We start from the raw sequence: 17,248 nt of genomic DNA on the forward strand, positions 1-17,248 counted from the left end.
ATTCATTGGCAAAATCAACATTCTCACAGCGGTGTTATTGTGCAGATAAATGTTTTTTTAATTAACTCGGACATATTTCTGCAAGAGTTGTACAAAAACGTACAACTTTTCAGCCAAAAACACTGATAGTAGAAAGCACCTCAAAAGGATGTTCATGATGATCCCCACTTGTACGCACGATGGCAGGCAGCCGCTGACTATGACCACGGTATATGAAGCGGCGTGTTATACTGTATAAGCGGCAGGATATCGGCAACTTCCGCAGGGGGTACATATTCCCAAACAAGCGCAGCATGAGGGAAAACAGTCCCCACATGAGCGCATAATATAGATATAGTAAACGACATTGAAATTGCTACTTTGCGAACTTCGCAAAAGCATAAATCGAACTTTTACTCGTTCTCAAAGTTCAATTTCTAATGTAATTTACTATAACAGCATAAGCTAAAACTGCCACACTAATATTTTTGCTTTACCCCCTTGACAAGCGAAAAGAAAAGTGCTATAATGTACACAATATTTTTGAAACGCTATGACCGGGAGAAGTAACTTTGGTATTCACTCACAGAGAGCGCGGGAAAGGTGTGAGCCGCGCAGCAGAGCCTAAGCGAATAACACCCGTGAGCGGCAGACCAAAAGGCATATAGCCAAGTAGGAAAGACGTGTTCCTCACGTTATGAGGATAAGAGTGACAACGCTCGGATAAAAATAGTGTCGCACTTTAAGTGTGAGCTGCACCGAGCAGTGTAAATCAGGTGGTACCACGAAGCTTATGCTCTCGTCCTGTTATTGGGACGAGGGCTTTTTTAATTCATAATTCATAATGCATAACATGACGGAAAGTTCGCGTATTTTTATGTAATTGGAGCGTGGATACATGAACAGCGGTATCATCGATATTTAACTCGTGGCAGATGCAGAAATGTATGGCAAAAAGGAGTGCGATGCTGATGAGCGACAGCGACAATGATAATAATATAAAATGCCTGCGGTGCGGGACAGAAATGGTCGAAGCATATTTTCTGACATATATGTGTTCACAGCCCATAGTTCAGCGTACAAGAAAAGGTGTGCTTTCCGCACCCGTGCAGTCAGGTACAAAATGTATGGTATGCCAAAACTGCGGCTATATCGAACTAAGGGCAACAGAACCGCACAAGCTGAAATTCAGGACAGAGTAAAGTCCATAGTAAAAAGAAAACACCCCGAGATCAATTCGCAAAGCGTGCTGTGATCAACTATAGCTCCGTTCAAATCAAAGCACGAGGGCAGAGAGAACATAGGGCAGAACCAGGGATAATGGCAAACAGCCCCAAAGCTCGACCCCCTCTTGTGACGAGAGTGAATACTGCCGACGCAGTCGCGGCTAGGGTTTTGGGTATTGATGTATGTATGCAAAGCCATATTTTTAAAAGCATGGCAAACAGCGACCCGCGGCGCGTTGGCGCGAGAGTGAACGCAGCGTCAAGGCTTCAAGAGCGTGAGGGGCAAAACCCAATTTAACAAAGAATGGCAAACAGCCCAAAAGCCCGAATGCCCCTTGTGACGAGAGTGAACGCAGTGAGGAACGAGCGGAGAGAACGAAGTCACAAGCCCTTATCGGGCATGAGGGTTTTGGGCGCAGGGGGCATGGGGGCTCCGCCCCCATTAGTAATAGGAGGATTAAAAATGAAACACACAGACATTAAAGAAGTATTGACAAACAAGGAATTCATCGGACAGCAGGTAACTGTATGCGGATGGGTAAGAACTTCCAGAAATTCAAAGAACGTGGCTTTCGTTGAGCTCAACGACGGCACTTCACTGAAGAATGTACAGATAGTTATAGATAAGGCTGACGATCCCGATTATAAGGATCTCCCCCGCGTGGGCTGTTCCCTGAAAGTTACAGGTACTCTGGTAGAGGGCAGAAACTCCGCTGAGATCAATGTAACTCCCGCTGATATCACCCTGCTGGGCGACTGCCCCCAGGATTACCCTCTCCAGAAGAAGGGTCATACACTGGAATTCCTGCGTACAATGCCCCATCTCCGCGGCAGAACAAACACTTTCAACGCAGTTATGAGAATCCGTTCTGTACTGGCTCAGGCTATCCACCAGTATTATCAGGACAGAAACTTCGTTTACGTGAACACCCCTCTGATAACAGGTTCTGACTGCGAGGGCGCAGGCGAGATGTTCCGCGTTACGACCATCGGCTATTCCAACGAGTACAAGACCGAGGACGATTACGATGCAGCTGATTTCTTCGGCAGACGCGCAGGCCTTTCCGTATCGGGTCAGCTTGAGGGCGAAATGGCTGCTACCGCTATGGGCAAGATATATACCTTCGGTCCTTCTTTCAGAGCCGAGAACTCCAACACACCCAAGCACCTTGCTGAGTTCTGGCACGTTGAGCCCGAGATAGCTTTCGCTGAGCTGGAAGACGTTATCGAGGTAGCTGAGGATATGGTAAAGCACGTTATCGGTACCGTACTTGAAAAGTGCCCCGATGAGATAGCTTTCTTTGACGCTCATTTTGAAAAGGGTCTGAAAGCAAGACTTGAAGAACTCATCAGCCACGAATTCGGCAGAGTTACTTATACCGAAGCTATCGAGCTGCTGAAAAAGTCAGGCGAAAAGTTCGTATATCCCGTTGACTGGGGCTGCGACCTCCAGACCGAGCACGAGAGATACCTCTCCGAAAAGGTATTCAAGAAGGCTGTATTCGTTACCGATTACCCCAAGGATATCAAGAGCTTCTACATGAAGCAGAACCCCGACGGCAAGACCGTTGCAGCAGTTGACCTGCTTGTTCCCGGTGTCGGCGAGATCATCGGCGGCAGCGAGAGAGAAGCTGATTACGATAAGCTTATCGCCGCTATGAAGGACAGAAACATGAATCTCGATCTTTACAGCGATTACCTCGACCTGAGAAAGTTCGGTACCGTTCCCCACGGCGGTTTCGGTCTGGGCTTTGAAAGACTTATCATGTACGTAACAGGCGTACAGAACATCAGAGACGTAATTATGTTCCCAAGAACTGTTGGTTCTATTAGATAATAAATGGAGTACGTCATTCCTGTTTTTCTGGGTCTGATAATATTCGTGCTGCCTGTTGTTGCGATGAGGTATCACCGCTACCGCAAGGATAAAAAATGGCTTCGGAAGCTGGATATGCGCGTAAAGGACGAACTGATATCCTCAACGAGCAGAGGTGCCATAGACCCGATGGTAATGGCGATGGTCAAGGGGCATATCGTGAAAACTAGGCTTTTGTGGTGCGGGATAGCACTTGCAGTGTTCGGGTTTGCGGCACTTATATGGGATTTTCTTCTTATACTTGGCGCTGTACCGATATGCGCAGTGGTAACAGCTGATATGCTCTACCGACTTTTCGGGCTGAGAGATATATCGACCCTTATGAAAGTGAAAGCCTTTGTTTTCAGAAGCAGGAGCTCCGATGCCGCCGCAGTTTATTACGATATGCAAAGGCTGGGATACCGCACTTTCGCCCAAAGCACCATGTTCGTCAGCGGCACTAAGGCTGAAGCAGGGAGATATGTTTATCTTATAGTCAGGCGGAGCGAAAAAAGCTATCATCCTGTGATGATACTTGATTTCTGAAAGTTTCCGCTCACCCTAAAACAGAATAAAATATCGTTAAATATAAAGAAACCTCTTGACATTCGTGCATTTTAGATGTATAATAAATGCATAGATGAGGAACGAAGATGTTCCGGTCGCATGAGGCGGTCGGATCATCTTTTCTTTTTTTGTAAGAATTGAAAGGTAGTGAACTTATGTCAAAATCACTTTATCTGCCAGAGGGTTATACCCCGGCACTGTCGCTGAGAGAGACTCAGCACGCTATTAAATATATCAAGGACGTTTTCCAGCAGGCACTTTCCATACAGCTTATGCTGGACAGAGTATCCGCTCCCCTTATCGTAAGACACGGCAGCGGTATAAATGACGACCTCAACGGCGTTGAGCGCAAGGTGAATTTCGATATCAAGGAGATAGACGGCGAAGCTGAGGTAGTTCAGTCACTGGCAAAGTGGAAGAGAATGGCTCTTTACCGCTACGGCTATCAGGCAGGCGAGGGCATTTATACCGATATGAACGCTATCCGCCGCGATGATGATACCGACAACCTGCACTCCATCTTTGTTGACCAGTGGGACTGGGAAAAGGTCATCAGACGTGAACAGCGCACCGAGGAATTCCTGAAAGATACCGTAAAGTGCGTAGTCAAGGCGATAGTATACACCAAGAGAAAAGTCAGCCTGAGATATCCCCAGCTGAAAAACACTGTAAGCGAGGACGTATTCTTCATCACCACACAGGAGCTTGAAGATATGTACCCCGACAAGACCTCCAAGGAGCGCGAGAAGCTCATCACCAAGGAGCACAAGACCGTATTCATCATGAAGATAGGCGGCAAGCTGAAGAGCGGCGAAAAGCACGACGGCAGAGCACCCGACTATGATGACTGGTCACTCAACGGCGATATCTTCTTCTGGGACGAAGTTCTCGACAACGCTATCGAGATATCCTCAATGGGTATCAGAGTTGACGAAAAGTCTCTGGCATCTCAGCTGAAAGAAGCTGATGCAGAGGACAGGATGCAGTACGACTATCACAAGATGATAGCAAACGGAACACTGCCCCTCACCATCGGCGGCGGCATCGGTCAGTCCAGACTGTGTATGTTCCTGCTTGAAAAGGCACACATCGGTGAGGTACAGTCCAGCATCTGGCCCGAGGATATGATCGAAAAGTGCGCTGCAAAGGGCATCACTCTTCTTTGATATATAAAAATTCCCCCCGAAGCATTTGATGTGCTTCGGGGGTTTGTTTTAGACAGATCATTGCGTAAAACTGCCAAGGAAGAGAGCTTTGGGTCAAGCGTTGCGCAATAGCAAACAAGCGTAAAACTGCCAAAGAGGTAAAGCGCGCGGTCAAGCTCCCCGCAAGCTTTTCGCGAAAAGCTTGACCAAAAGCTCTCTATTGGTGATTCCCCGCTGGTTTGCTTACACCCTGCACTTAAAATCCTCATACCCGAACCGCTTCACGCTCTCGGTCGAGCCGTCAAGCTTTTCCAGATATATCTCAGGCAGAGGCATACCGTTGAAGGTGTTGTTCTTGCACATGGAGTATATCGCCATATCGCAGAAAACCAGCCTGTCACCTGCTTTCAGGGGCTCGTCAAAAGCGTAGTCGCCTATGATATCACCCGCCAGACAGGTGGGACCTCCAAGGCGGTATACGTGCTCTTTCTCGCCTGCCTTGCCTGCGCCTATTATCTCGGGACGATAGGGCATTTCAAGCACATCTGGCATATGGCACGCCGCTGAGGTATCAACTATCGCAAATTCAATTCCGTTTTTGCCGATGTCCAGAACTTCCGTAACAAGCCAGCCCGCATTGAGCGCACAGGCTTCGCCGGGTTCAAGGTATACCTGAACGCCATACTTCTGCTGGATACTGTCAACAGTTCTGCACAGCAGGTCAACGTCGTAGCCTGCTTTGGTGATATGGTGACCGCCACCGAGATTCAGCCATTTCATCTGTTTTATGTATTCACCGAAATGTTCTTCGATGTGGGGTATCGTTCTTGCAAGAACGTCCGCGCCCTGTTCGCACATAGTGTGGAAGTGAAGTCCCTCGATCCCGTCCAGCTCGCCGCTCTCGAAATTCTCAGGTGTTACACCAAGCCTTGAACCCGTAAAACAGGGGTTGTATATGTCAGTGTCTATCTCCGAATACAGAGGATTGCACCTTATGCCGCAGGAAACTTTCCGACTGCTGTTCTTAACAGTGCCGCGGTGAAGCTTCCACTGGGAAAAGCTGTTGAAGATGATGTCATCGCATATCTTAACCAGCTCAGCCATATCCTCTTTTTTGTAAGCAGGGCTGAAAACGTGGGTCTCTCCGCCGAATTCCTCATGACCCAGCTTTGCTTCAAACAGACCGCTTGCCGTTGTGCCGTCAATGTATGGTCTCATCATCGGATAAGCCGCATACATCGAAAAAGCCTTCTGGGCAAGAAGAATCTTGCACCCCGTCCTTTTGCGGACGGAGAGCAGTATCTCCATGTTGTGTTTCAGCGCCTTTTCGCTGACAAGATAGCAGGGCGTTCTCAGGGAGTTTATATCGCTTTCAAAAGGGAAGTCCATAGCCCCTCCTTACCACGGCTTAACTGTGCCGACTATCTCGGATATGTTGTTTATGCCCTTGTCCTCGCAGAATTTCTGCAAGCCGTCAACTATCTTGACAGGTGCAAATGGGTCGTTGAAAATTGCCGCGCCCACCTGTACAAGGCTGGCACCTGCCATCATTATCTCAACAGCGTCCTCCCATGTGGAAACGCCGCCCATTCCGCATACGGGGATATTTACAGCATTTGCCACCTGCCATACCATTCTCACAGCAACAGGGAATACCGCAGGACCCGAAAGTCCGCCCACGTTATTTTTCAGTATGGGTCTGCCAGTGTTTATGTCTATCCTCATGCCGAGAAGTGTGTTTATCAGCGATACAGCGTCCGCACCGTTAGCCTCAACGCTCTTTGCGATATCCACTATGCTTGTAACATTCGGTGAAAGCTTTACCATAACGGGCTTGTCGGAGTTGTCCTTGACAGCCTTTGTTACCTGTCCTGCGATAGTGCAGTCAGTACCGAAAGCCGCACCGCCCTGCTTTACGTTGGGGCAGGAGATATTCAGCTCTATCATATCGATGTCGCTGCCCTTGAGTTTAGCCGCCAGTTCAGCACATTCCTCAATGGTAGAACCTGCTATATTCGCGATTATGCGAGTGTCCTTTGTTACCAGATTAGGCAGTTCGTAGCTGAGGAATTTATCCACTCCGCCGTTCTGCAAACCAACGGAATTCAGCATACCCGATGGAGTCTCAGCAACTCTGGGGGCGGGATTTCCCTCTCTTCTGTGCAGTGTGGTACCCTTTACGGAGATACCGCCCAGCTTTGAAAGGGGATAAAGACACTCATACTCTCTGCCGTAACCGTATGTACCGCTTGCGGGTACTATCGGGTTCTTGAAATCAACACCGCAGAAATTCACATTCAGCCTGTTCATTCAAAAACCACCTCCTTGCTGTCAAATACAGGACCGTCCTTGCATACGTGAGAATGTATCTCCTTGCCGTCCTTAACTGTTCTGCAGGCGCATACCAGACAAGCACCCACACCGCAGGCCATTCTCTGTTCAAGGCTGACCTGACATTCAATACCGTTCTTCTCAGCGATATCCGCTATCCTTTTCAGCATGACCATAGGTCCGCAGGCAACGATGATATCGGGCTTATCCTTAGCTATCTGCTCTTCAAGTGCATCGGTGACAAAGCCTTTTCTGCCTGCCGAACCGTCATCGGTGCAGAGTATAGTTTCCACTCCCGCAGCCTTGAAATCTTCCTGCAATATCACAGCAGCCATGTTCCTGAACCCGCTTATAGCCACAGCGTTTTTGCCGTAAGCCTTGGCGATGCCCACCATCGGTGGAACACCGATTCCGCCGCCGACACATATGGCTTTCTTGCCTTCCATCACCTTGAAACCTTTGCCAAGGGGGGCTATAATGTCTATCAGCTGACCCTTGTTAAGTTCAGCCAGCTTCTCTGTACCCTTGCCGCGTATCTCGAATACAAGGCGGATAGTGCCCTTGTCCTTGTCGATATCGCATATGGATATAGGTCTGCGCAGGAAAAATCCCTCCGCTGCCACCTGTGCGAACTGACCTGCCTCAGCAAGTTCAGCCACATCGGGACAAAGCACCTCGATATCGAAAATGCCCTTAGCTAAGGTCTTTTTCGATACTATCTGATATTTACCCTGTTTGTACATCATATCAACTCCTGTATATTATTCGATATCCTTAGTCTCCATCTCCCACAGTTCATCTATGGACTTGCGGTTATCGGGGAAAAAGTATACCGATGTTTTTCCGTATAACGACGAGTATTTTTCGTCTGTTGTCAGACGCTGCCATTTCACAACTTTATATGTCAGTGCTGCATACTCCCTTGTGCCGCCGTCTTTTAATGGAGATCTGGGTATCGGCAGGAACAGTATCAGCAGAACAAGCACAATTACTGACGTGATGATTTTCTTTTTCATGAAGCCCCCTCCGTATTATTCAAAAAAAGCCGACAGACTTTCTGCGCAGAATTCCTCGTCATTGTCAATATAATCCATCAGAAATATCCTACCGTCAGGTTTCAGCACATAGGAATCTCCTGCGCCGTTACCTGCAAATGCTACACCTTCACCGCCGTGAACTTCGTGGTACCTTTCTGTTTCGGAAAGTATATCATCAAAGGGGTCAACTATGTAGTATATATCCATGATCTCGCCTGTTTTCGGGTGGGGCATGGTTTCAAGTATGCCGTTTGATATCCGCAGAAGTTCTGCAAGTTCTTCGGGCATGATCTTTTTCGCCTGTTCGTACCTTTCATCATCAAGGGGCGAACAAAGCTTGATATTTCCGCCATACTTTTTTCTGATAGCATCAATAATATCCATATCGGCAACACCTCTAAATATTATATCCTATAACGGTCTTCGTGTCAAGCATCGGGAACGTCCTGCCAGTAGTTCACGGCGATATCGCCGAAACGTTCGTAGTCGTCAGCATCGGAGATGATATCAATGAATATTTTTTCAACATCGCAGTCGTCATCGAAAATCAGCAGATACCTCAGCGCCGCCGCTACAAGCACATATCCCCCGAACCTAGTGCGCACTATCTCGGCGGCAAGTTCTTTCAGCGACCTGTCGCCCTCTCTTTCGGCTTTTATCAGCATTAGCTTTATCGCGGGTATCTCCATGCCCTTTTGTCGGTCAATGCCGAAAACATTGTCCGCCAGTAATGGGAGCGTTTTGCCCGCTTCAATGCCTTTTCTCAGCTTCTCGCTTACCTCACCGAACCCATTTTCCGACCCGAAATATTTTTCCAGTGAAAGCTGACGTACTGTCGGGTATTTCTTTGCGTTGTCGGAGAAATCTTTCTCCCATTCCCGCACTCTGAATCTCGGTTCGCTGTGTTCGTGCTTCGGCGGAAGCTTTTCTTCCTCACGCTTTGCAAGCCATTTTTTCAGGAACTCGGCTTTCTCTTTTTCGGTGAATTCCTCAGCCTTTAATAAGATATCCTCGGTGAATACCTGCCGCCTGAATTCCCATTCACCCCCCGCAGGTTTGAAAAACTGCTCAAACGCGGGTATTATCAGCAGGCACTTCACCCGCTGACCGTTGAGTGCCGCCGCAGCAGCCTTGTGATGACCGTCAAGCAGCGCATTTATGCCATAAAAGCCACCGTACGCGATGGCACGGGGAGCGTTCTCGTTGGCATCGTTGTGTACGCGGTAGTACTCGGCACGGTCGGCTTTGTAAAGCGCCGCCGATTGCGTAGGATACAGAAACAGCGGCTCAACGCTCTCACAGGCGTACATATCGAAGCCGTCCTCATCAAGTAAATAGTACATCTGTACTGCCGCATCATACTCTTTCAGCTTCGGGTCTATATCCCAGAAGAAATGACCCTCGCCGTCCGTAGGTATGCACTCTGCATCTGTCAGAAGATAGTATCCGTCATTCAGCAGTCCCAGCAGAGGTCTCAGTATCTCAAATGAATGTTCAATGTCGATAAAGTCAGTATTGACAGCGTCACTCACCGCCCGCAGTTCGGGACAGTCTGCATTTTCTATGCCGTAGCCCGCCATCAGCAGGCTTCTGCAAGTCGGGCACCAGGGTTCCTGGGACTGCACGACAGGAGTGCCGTTCAGCATGGTGATGCTGTTGTTTGCATAGTCCTCATGGCAGACCGCGCTTACATTGCAAAGTCTGCCAAGCCCGCCCTTTACGCTGAAAACTATCCCGCTCTTTATTGCCCCACTGGGGGCGATAGTTCGGCGTGCTTTTACTGTGGGTGCTGTCTTTCCTGAAAATAACATACTGTTCAACTCCTTATCCCCCTGCGAGACAAAACCCTAACTGCGACTGAGTCAGCTGTGGCTTCGGCTTGCCATGTTTTTTATAGCTTTTTTGGGGCTTGTCATGCTATCCTAAGAACTGTAAACTTCCGCCCCGCACCACAATTATGAATTATGAATTCTGAATTATGAATTAAAAAGCCTTGCGGCGCATTTTTACATGAGGTATGCCGTCTTCGAGAAATTCCTCCGAGCAGACCTCAAAGCCTTCCTTGGCATAATACCCTATGGCATATACCTGCGCTTCAAGATATAGCTGTTCCACGCCCTCATACATAAGCGCCTGCTTTACGCCCTCATGCAGAAGCCTGCCCCCAAGACCTGTGCCGCGCTCGGTGGTGACAACACGCCCAATCTGTACAGTGTGAGGCTCGTCGGGCTTGACGAACAATCTCAGGCATGATGTACATTCGCCCTTGTCATTCAGCGTGAACAGGTGCCTGCATATTGGGTCTATACCGTCAATATCCGTGTAGGCGCAGTTCTGCTCCACCACGAATACATCGCACCGCGCTTTCAGTATGGCGTGGAGTTCGTAGGGAGTCAGATCTGCGAATTCTTTGCTTATTATCTCACTCATTTTCTCACCTTAAAAATCGGCGCTCCCGCTTATCAGGAGCGCCTGTATTTATCGATCATTAAAGCTTATGGCTATCACATCGCCGGAATTCAGCTCTATGGTCAGCAGATCGCAGTCATCTTTTGGACACGATGTCCGATGATGCCACATAACTGCCCTTGCCCCAAGGTTCGTTGCGGGTCATGCTCATAGAGAGCACATTTTCCACACAGATCTCCACAGGCGCATTGGTCGTATCGACCAGTTTAAGTATCACATGTGCATTGTCATAGTCTGTATAAAGCCCTATAAACCTTGCATCGTGCAGTGCCGATGAACGTACCCGTGATATGTCCATCAGTCAGGGAAAGCGATTCTGGGCAAGTAGGAGATGATATCCTCTTTCATGCGGATAACTTCTCTTCTTGCTGCCTTTGCGAAATCCTGCTCGTCGCATTCCTCTTTCTTGTAAGCGCACATAACGCCGCGGGAAGAGTTAACGATAGCGCCCAGACCGTTCTTGTCGAAGCCCTTGCTTACGCCCTCAGCTCCGCCGCCTTGTGCACCGTAGCCCGGTACAAGGAAGAATGTGTGAGGAAGTGCGGCTCTCATTTCAGCCAGCTGCTCGGGATAAGTTGCACCAACAACTGCGCCAACACCGCTGTAGCCGTACTTGCCCATTACTTCACTGCCCCATTTTTCGCACATATCGCCCATGGTAGCGTATACGGTCTTGTCGCCGATCTTCAGATCCTGAAGTTCGCCCGAAGACTTGTTGGAAGTCTTTACCAGTACAAAGATGCCCTTGTCATACAGCTTGCACTGTTCCAGCAGAGGATTGATGCCGTCAGAACCAAGATAACCGTTAACTGTCAGCGCATCAGCACCGAAAGCCTCTATCTTCTCGCCGCCCACATCGGTAAGACCCAGATGTGCAGCCGCATAAGCTTCCATAGTCGCACCGATATCGTTTCTCTTGCCGTCGGTCATAACGAACATACCTTTTTCCTTAGCGTACTGTATGGTCTTGTAAAGGGTCTTCACGCCCTCGTAGCCGTACATTTCATAGTACGCAGCCTGAGGCTTGATAGCGGGGCATATATCGTGTATCTCATCGATGATGCACTTGTTGAATTCAAGGATAGCCTTAGCCGCAGCTTTAAGTGTGCGGTCATACTTCTTGAACTTCTTCTCCTTGATGAATTCGGGAACATACTCCAGCTTAGGGTCAAGTCCCACCACCGAAGGGTTCTGGGTTTTTACTATGTTTTCAATAAGTCTGTCCATTGACATCGTCAATTCCTCCTTAAATATATATCTTCTATAAATACGGATATATCCCCGTTCTGCCGCATTCCACCGCGAATCTTATATAATCCCCGATGTTTATCGCAGGCGGGTCACTTATATCCAGCATCGAAAGTCCGTCATATGAGAACCGCAGATAGTATATCTCATCGATATCTTCTATCTCGGCGGTGAATACATTCACTTTTCCGTCAGTTGAAATGCCGGAACTTCCGCTTTTTAATACTTCTATACTACTGCCGTCTATGGGCTCGTTGGCATTGAAAGCAAGCTCCGTCTGGTAGCTTTTGCCGGTAACAGGGGCTTCGTGAAAATGCCATACGCCGCGTATCCTGCCGATATCGCATTCTGCCGTAACTATGGTCATGCCATTCTCTTCGGAAATATCTATAACTTTTATAAGCATATCATTTTCCTCCGAAACCGTTGAACCATGCTCTTTCAGCAAAAGCCTTTTTCTTTGGGGCGGCGGGTTCTTCAACGCCTTTGCCCACAGGCAGAAAGCATACAAGTTCGTATCCCTCGGGGACGTTCAGTATCTCCGCCATTTTATCGCATATCTTGTCATCATCGGTGATATGCCCCTCGTACCAGCAGCTTCGGTATCCCAGTGCTGTTATGGCGAGCAGCATATTCTCGATGGCGGCTGAGTAATCCTGCACTGCGAAGCATTTGTCGCGGTAGGCATTTATGCGCTGTGTCAGCACACATATGGCACAGGGCGCAGTCTCACCCACAGGCGGGTCGATGACAGCGTGAAGTTTTGCAAGGATAGCTTTATCGTCCACCGCGATAAGGCTTGTGGTCTGTTTGTTGCACCCGGAGGGCGCACTGAGACCTGCTTCCATTATCTTTACAAGGTCTTCCCGCGGTACGGGGGTATCCTTGAATTTTCCGCGGTAGCTGTGCCTTGCGGATATGGCTTCGATAACGTTCATTTTATTACCTCTTGAAGTCTTTCATCGGTGTGGTCGATATAGTGGGGTATGCCCTTTTCATCGAGCCATTCTTCAAGCTTTTCCAGCAGAAATCTCAGCTCGAATCTTCGGTACTCAGCCACACGCTCAAACTCGCCGCTCTCAAAAACTGCCCAGAACATCTCGGGAAGCTTAACTCCGCGGAAAAGGCTGTCGATGCGCGTGTTGTTCTGAGCCTTTATAAAAGCTTCCATGACCTCTGCTTCGGGTATGTGAGGATAATCCGATAAGCCACTGTCCAAACAGCACATGGCACGTTCGATGATGTCACACTCAACAGGGTCGAAAAGGTATCTGTCGCCGTTCTCCTGCGCCAGCACGTGAAAAGCAGTTATCATCAAAGCCATATTTTTACCTCACAGGTTTCCGTCAATGCAGAATATCGTGCTGATATCCGCAGTGCTTTCGATATAGCCTGCAACTTCGTCGCAGAAAGTCCGCTCGTCCTCATTTTCCGAATTCCCGAACTTCGATCTCAGCACCTGAGATATTTTCAGCCAGTCCTCTTTGCCTAACCAGTTCAGCGAGCATCGGTCGAAATATTCCTGCACGCCCCAGCCCTTAGGGTCGGGGTCGGTCACAGGGAATATCTCCTCAAAAACTGGTATCATGAAATGTTCGTAGTCTGCACGGTATATCCGCAGGCTGTCATATCTGTCCCAGAAGATATTGCCGTCCTCTGTCATAAATGCAGGACAGAGTTCGATATTTACAAGCTCGTCATCAGAGGAATACAGCCTGAGTATACTTACTTTTATAGTTCCGAAATCCTCGGACTTCATTTCTGTGAACGTTTTCCTGATACCCATTTATTCTCCTTTACAGGCTGAATACCACCTTGCCGCGGCAGATGGTATACATATTCCTGCCTTTGAGTTTCTCGCCCTTGAATACTGTGTTCTTGCTCTTGGAATTCAGTTCCTCGGGGATAACTTCCCATTCGTAGTCGGGGTCGAATATGCAGAGGTCGCATCTTTCGCCCACGGCTATCTTTATCGGTTCAAGCCCCAGTATTTTTCTTGGATTTATACTCATGACCTCGGCAAGCTTTGAAAGGCTCATCTTGCCTGTGTGGTAAAGCTTAGTCAGCGTTACCGCAAGAGAAGTTTCCAGACCCACAACGCCGTTGGGGGCTTTTTCAAAGTCAGCCTTTTCCTCCGCGGAATGTGGTGCATGGTCGGTGATTATGCAGTCGATGGTGCCGTCCAGCAAAGCTTCCTCGATGGCCTGTCTGTCTTTTTCAGTTCTCAGCGGCGGCGACATACGGTAGTCAGCATCGCGGCTGAGAAGCTTTTCATCGGTATAGGTGAAATAGTGGGGGGCAGTTTCGCAGGTGACTTTCACTCCGTCGCGCTTTGCAGCCCTGATGATATTCACAGAACCCCATGTGGAAACGTGGCATATGTGTATCCTCGCATCACAGCTCATGGCAAGAGTTATCTCTCTTGCGGTGATGCTGTCCTCGCTTGCTCTGTCCATGCCCTTAACGCCAAGCTTTTCCGATACTTCACCCTTGTTGATGATACCGCCGTTGATGATATTAAGATCCTCGCAATGAGAAGTTATTATCAGTCCGTTCTCATTGGAAAGCTCCAGAGCTTTTCTCATAAGTTCGGCGTTTTCAACGGGTCTGCCGTCGTCTGATATCGCGGTGATGCCCGCTTTTTTAAGTTCATCGTAATCGCAGAGTTCTTCGCCTTTCATGCCCTTGGTCACGCAGGCGTAGGGGATAACATCTATCCCTGTTTTCTGAGCCTTTTCAAAAACGTAACGTATGCCCTCTGCCGAATCGATGGGTGGCTTTGTGTTTGGCATACAAGCAACTCCCGTGAAGCCGCCAGCCTTAGCCGCATTTGCACCAGTAAGGATATCTTCCTTGTAGGTAAGTCCTGGGTCGCGGAAATGTACGTGCATATCGAAAAGTCCAGGCACAGCGCAAAGTCTGCCCTTGCCGTCGATGACTCTTGTATCTTCCTCAATATCTGTAATTACGCCAATGGCGGTTATTACACCGCCATTGACTGCTATATCCGTGATCTTGTCCAGCCCGCTCTGAGGGTCGCAGGCTCTGACATTTTTTATCAGAAGTTCCATCCCGATTACTTGTTAGCTCCATCCTTAATACGATTGTCAGCCTGTGCGTCACCGTTGAATTCCTTGATAGTTCTTGTTCTTTCACAGTTATAAACATTTTCATCGGAGTTTGACATAATGAACTTGCAGGAAGCGGGAGTATTCATGATCTCGTTACGCTGTTTTTCTGAAAGGAAAGTCCAACCCGTATCTGAATAAGGCTCTTCTGTGTCGAGTTGTTTGTAAGTTATCTCGGAGAACAGCTTCAGCTTTTCGCCCATATCATAGGATTCATCTCTTTCTGCTCTGGGGTTGAGCATAAGTTTGATCTTTTTTGTCTTCTCATTTACCTTGAACCAGCCCTGTGCATAGATGTGATCTTCGTCACTGAGCTTAACTATTCTGAATTCGCCTGTCTGGTCGAAATAGAATCTCATATCATCGTCTTCATCTGTCCAGTAACCGAGTATCAGCTGTCTGGAATCAGTGCCTCTGTCGTGTGAGGGTTCGTTGAATACGTATGAGCATACAAAAACTCCGCAAATAACTATAAGTACGAACAGTACGCCAAGTATGCCTGAAACTGCCTTTTTCATGTTGATTTCCTCCGTTCGGTATGTTATGGTCTTACTTTATTTCCAGCACTGCGCCTCTGTTGGCTGATGTTACCAGCGAAGCATAACGTGCAAGATAACCTGTCTTGATCTTGGGCTCTCTGGGAGTCCAGTTCTTTCTTCTTTCAGCAAGTACTTCATCGCTTACCTTCAGCTCTATGCTGTGAGCGTTGATGTCGATAGCGATGATATCGCCTTCTTCTACCAGTGCAATGTTTCCGCCGAGAGCAGCCTCGGGAGAAACGTGACCGATAGCCGCACCTCTTGTAGCGCCGCTGAAACGTCCGTCTGTTATAAGCGCAACTGTTGAGCCCAGACCCATGCCCTGGATAGCGGAGGTCGGGTTGAGCATCTCTCTCATTCCGGGGCCGCCCTTAGGGCCTTCGTATCTGATGACAACAACATCACCGGGAACGATCTTGCCGCCGCGGATAGCTTCGATAGCCTCGTCTTCGCTGTCGAATACTCTTGCGGGGCCCTCATGCTTCAGCATTTCGGGAGCAACAGCTGATCTCTTGACTACGCAGGTATCGGGAGCAAGATTTCCTCTCAGCACAGCGATACCGCCGTTGGGCATATAAGGATCATCGATAGGTCTGATGATATTTGTATCCTTGTTTGCAACACCTGCGATATTCTCTGCAACGGTCTTGCCTGTGCAGGTCATGCAGTTTGTGTTGATGAGATCCTTCTTAGCCAGCTCGCCCAGTACAGCGTATACGCCGCCCGCTTCATTAAGGTCTTCCATATAAGCGTGACCCGCAGGTGCAAGGTGGCAGATGTTAGGTGTTCTCTCGGATATCTCGTTTACCAGCTCAAGGTCGAGATCGATACCGCACTCATGTGCGATAGCGGGCAGATGGAGCATGGAGTTTGTGGAGCAGCCTAGTGCCATATCAGCAGCAATAGCGTTCTTGAAAGCGTCCTCTGTCATTATATCACGGGGACGGATATTCTTCTTCAGCAGTTCCATTATCTGCATACCTGCCTGCTTAGCCAGCTTCAGTCTTGCAGAATAAGCTGCGGGGATAGTGCCGTTTCCTCTCAGACCCATACCAAGAACTTCTGTCAGGCAGTTCATGGAGTTCGCAGTGTACATACCCGAACATGAACCGCAGGAAGGACAAGCCTTGTCCTCGAATTCCTGAACGTCTTCAAGGGTCATCTTGCCTGCGTTGAAAGAGCCTACTGCTTCAAACATACTTGAAAGGGATGTCTTGCTGCCCTTTACTCTGCCTGCCAGCATAGGACCGCCTGAAACGAATATTGTAGGAACGTTTACTCTTGCAGCAGCCATCAGCAGACCGGGAACGTTCTTGTCGCAGTTGGGTATCATAACAAGAGCGTCAAAGTGATGTGCCAGAGCCATACATTCGGTGGAATCTGCGATCAGATCTCTTGTTACCAGCGAATACTTCATGCCCTGATGTCCCATAGCGATACCATCGCATACAGCGATAGCAGGGAACATTACGGGAGTACCGCCTGCCATAGCTACACCCAGCTTTACAGCTTCAACGATCTTGTCGATATTCATATGACCTGGAACGATCTCGTTATAGGAAGAAACGATACCTATCAGAGGTCTTTCCATTTCCTCCTTAGTGAATCCCAGCGCATTGAACAGCGATCTCTGAGGGGCTTTTTCAACGCCCTCGCAAAAATAATTGTTTGACATTCTGATTACCTTCTTTATTATAATATTATTCACCCTCAGGTGACTATTT

The 17,248-nt window shown here is 48.5% G+C and carries 20 protein-coding genes and 1 other annotated feature; of the genes, 4 read left to right on the forward strand and 16 right to left on the reverse strand.

The genetic code is table 11. The annotated features are described in order from the left end of the window. The first annotated feature begins 523 nt into the window (after positions 1-523). Positions 524-789, forward strand: a binding site (T-box leader). 161 nt (positions 790-950) lie between these two features. The 4 genes from BMY75_RS08905 to asnA all read left to right on the forward strand — a co-directional run bounded on the left by BMY75_RS08905 (position 951) and on the right by asnA (position 4,793). Next, complete coding sequence (locus tag BMY75_RS08905) at positions 951-1,181, forward strand: hypothetical protein (RefSeq protein WP_074832812.1); 231 nt, start codon at positions 951-953, stop codon at positions 1,179-1,181. A 487-nt stretch (positions 1,182-1,668) separates the two neighbouring features. Continuing rightward, on the forward strand, positions 1,669-3,042 hold the full coding sequence (gene asnS / locus BMY75_RS08910; RefSeq protein ID WP_074832815.1) for an asparagine--tRNA ligase: 1,374 nt from the start codon (positions 1,669-1,671) through the stop codon (positions 3,040-3,042). A gap of 3 nt (positions 3,043-3,045) precedes the next feature. Then, positions 3,046-3,606, forward strand: coding sequence for a hypothetical protein (locus tag BMY75_RS08915; RefSeq protein ID WP_074832819.1), 561 nt, complete (start codon positions 3,046-3,048; stop codon positions 3,604-3,606). A 176-nt stretch (positions 3,607-3,782) separates the two neighbouring features. Beyond that, positions 3,783-4,793 (forward strand): aspartate--ammonia ligase, encoded by a 1,011-nt coding sequence (gene asnA / locus BMY75_RS08920; RefSeq protein WP_074832823.1) that lies wholly within the window; start codon positions 3,783-3,785, stop codon positions 4,791-4,793. A 222-nt stretch (positions 4,794-5,015) separates the two neighbouring features. Here asnA and nspC read toward each other — a convergent pair whose 3' ends face one another. The 16 genes from nspC to ilvD form a co-directional block, all read right to left on the reverse strand. After that, positions 5,016-6,161 carry a carboxynorspermidine decarboxylase gene (nspC, locus tag BMY75_RS08925; protein WP_074832826.1) on the reverse strand — a complete coding sequence of 382 codons (1,146 nt, stop codon included), beginning with the start codon at positions 6,159-6,161 and terminating at the stop codon, positions 5,016-5,018. Between the two features lie 9 nt (positions 6,162-6,170). Continuing rightward, entirely contained in the window at positions 6,171-7,082 is a 912-nt protein-coding gene (locus BMY75_RS08930) for a dihydroorotate dehydrogenase (protein ID WP_074832830.1), read from the reverse strand. Next, on the reverse strand, positions 7,079-7,849 hold the full coding sequence (locus tag BMY75_RS08935) for a dihydroorotate dehydrogenase electron transfer subunit (RefSeq protein WP_074832835.1): 771 nt from the start codon (positions 7,847-7,849) through the stop codon (positions 7,079-7,081). The genes BMY75_RS08930 and BMY75_RS08935 overlap by 4 nt, the downstream gene beginning before the upstream one ends. 15 nt (positions 7,850-7,864) lie before the next feature. Continuing rightward, positions 7,865-8,119, reverse strand: coding sequence for a hypothetical protein (locus BMY75_RS08940; RefSeq protein WP_074832838.1), 255 nt, complete (start codon positions 8,117-8,119; stop codon positions 7,865-7,867). A gap of 15 nt (positions 8,120-8,134) precedes the next feature. After that, positions 8,135-8,524 carry an SMI1/KNR4 family protein gene (locus BMY75_RS08945; RefSeq protein ID WP_074832841.1) on the reverse strand — a complete coding sequence of 130 codons (390 nt, stop codon included), beginning with the start codon at positions 8,522-8,524 and terminating at the stop codon, positions 8,135-8,137. A 44-nt stretch (positions 8,525-8,568) separates the two neighbouring features. After that, entirely contained in the window at positions 8,569-9,951 is a 1,383-nt protein-coding gene (locus BMY75_RS08950) for a hypothetical protein (protein ID WP_074832845.1), read from the reverse strand. Between the two features lie 172 nt (positions 9,952-10,123). Continuing rightward, entirely contained in the window at positions 10,124-10,570 is a 447-nt protein-coding gene (locus BMY75_RS08955; protein WP_074832847.1) for a GNAT family N-acetyltransferase, read from the reverse strand. A gap of 115 nt (positions 10,571-10,685) precedes the next feature. Next, a complete protein-coding gene (locus BMY75_RS08960; RefSeq protein WP_074832851.1) occupies positions 10,686-10,907 on the reverse strand; it encodes a hypothetical protein in 222 nt (73 codons plus the stop codon). Then, complete coding sequence (pyrF, locus tag BMY75_RS08965) at positions 10,907-11,842, reverse strand: orotidine-5'-phosphate decarboxylase (RefSeq protein WP_013499452.1); 936 nt, start codon at positions 11,840-11,842, stop codon at positions 10,907-10,909. The genes BMY75_RS08960 and pyrF overlap by 1 nt, the downstream gene beginning before the upstream one ends. A gap of 28 nt (positions 11,843-11,870) precedes the next feature. Continuing rightward, positions 11,871-12,263: a hypothetical protein gene (locus tag BMY75_RS08970; protein WP_074832854.1), complete on the reverse strand. Its 393-nt coding sequence runs from the start codon at positions 12,261-12,263 to the stop codon at positions 11,871-11,873. 1 nt (position 12,264) lies between these two features. Further along, positions 12,265-12,795, reverse strand: coding sequence for a nitroreductase family protein (locus tag BMY75_RS08975; RefSeq protein ID WP_074832856.1), 531 nt, complete (start codon positions 12,793-12,795; stop codon positions 12,265-12,267). Beyond that, positions 12,792-13,181: a hypothetical protein gene (locus BMY75_RS08980; protein WP_074832858.1), complete on the reverse strand. Its 390-nt coding sequence runs from the start codon at positions 13,179-13,181 to the stop codon at positions 12,792-12,794. Before BMY75_RS08980 ends, BMY75_RS08975 begins: the two co-directional genes overlap by 4 nt. Before the next feature lie 9 nt (positions 13,182-13,190). Next, a complete protein-coding gene (locus BMY75_RS08985) occupies positions 13,191-13,643 on the reverse strand; it encodes a hypothetical protein (RefSeq protein WP_074832861.1) in 453 nt (150 codons plus the stop codon). A gap of 10 nt (positions 13,644-13,653) precedes the next feature. Beyond that, positions 13,654-14,928, reverse strand: coding sequence for a dihydroorotase (locus BMY75_RS08990; protein ID WP_074832864.1), 1,275 nt, complete (start codon positions 14,926-14,928; stop codon positions 13,654-13,656). A gap of 5 nt (positions 14,929-14,933) precedes the next feature. Then, positions 14,934-15,503 (reverse strand): hypothetical protein, encoded by a 570-nt coding sequence (locus BMY75_RS08995; RefSeq protein ID WP_074832866.1) that lies wholly within the window; start codon positions 15,501-15,503, stop codon positions 14,934-14,936. A 31-nt stretch (positions 15,504-15,534) separates the two neighbouring features. Further along, positions 15,535-17,199, reverse strand: coding sequence for a dihydroxy-acid dehydratase (gene ilvD, locus BMY75_RS09000; RefSeq protein WP_074832868.1), 1,665 nt, complete (start codon positions 17,197-17,199; stop codon positions 15,535-15,537). Between the last annotated feature and the right edge of the window lie 49 nt (positions 17,200-17,248).

Origin of the sequence: Hominimerdicola alba (assembly GCF_900109655.1) — a bacterium.
In the GTDB taxonomy this organism is placed as follows: Bacteria; Bacillota; Clostridia; order Oscillospirales; family Ruminococcaceae; genus Hominimerdicola; species Hominimerdicola alba_B.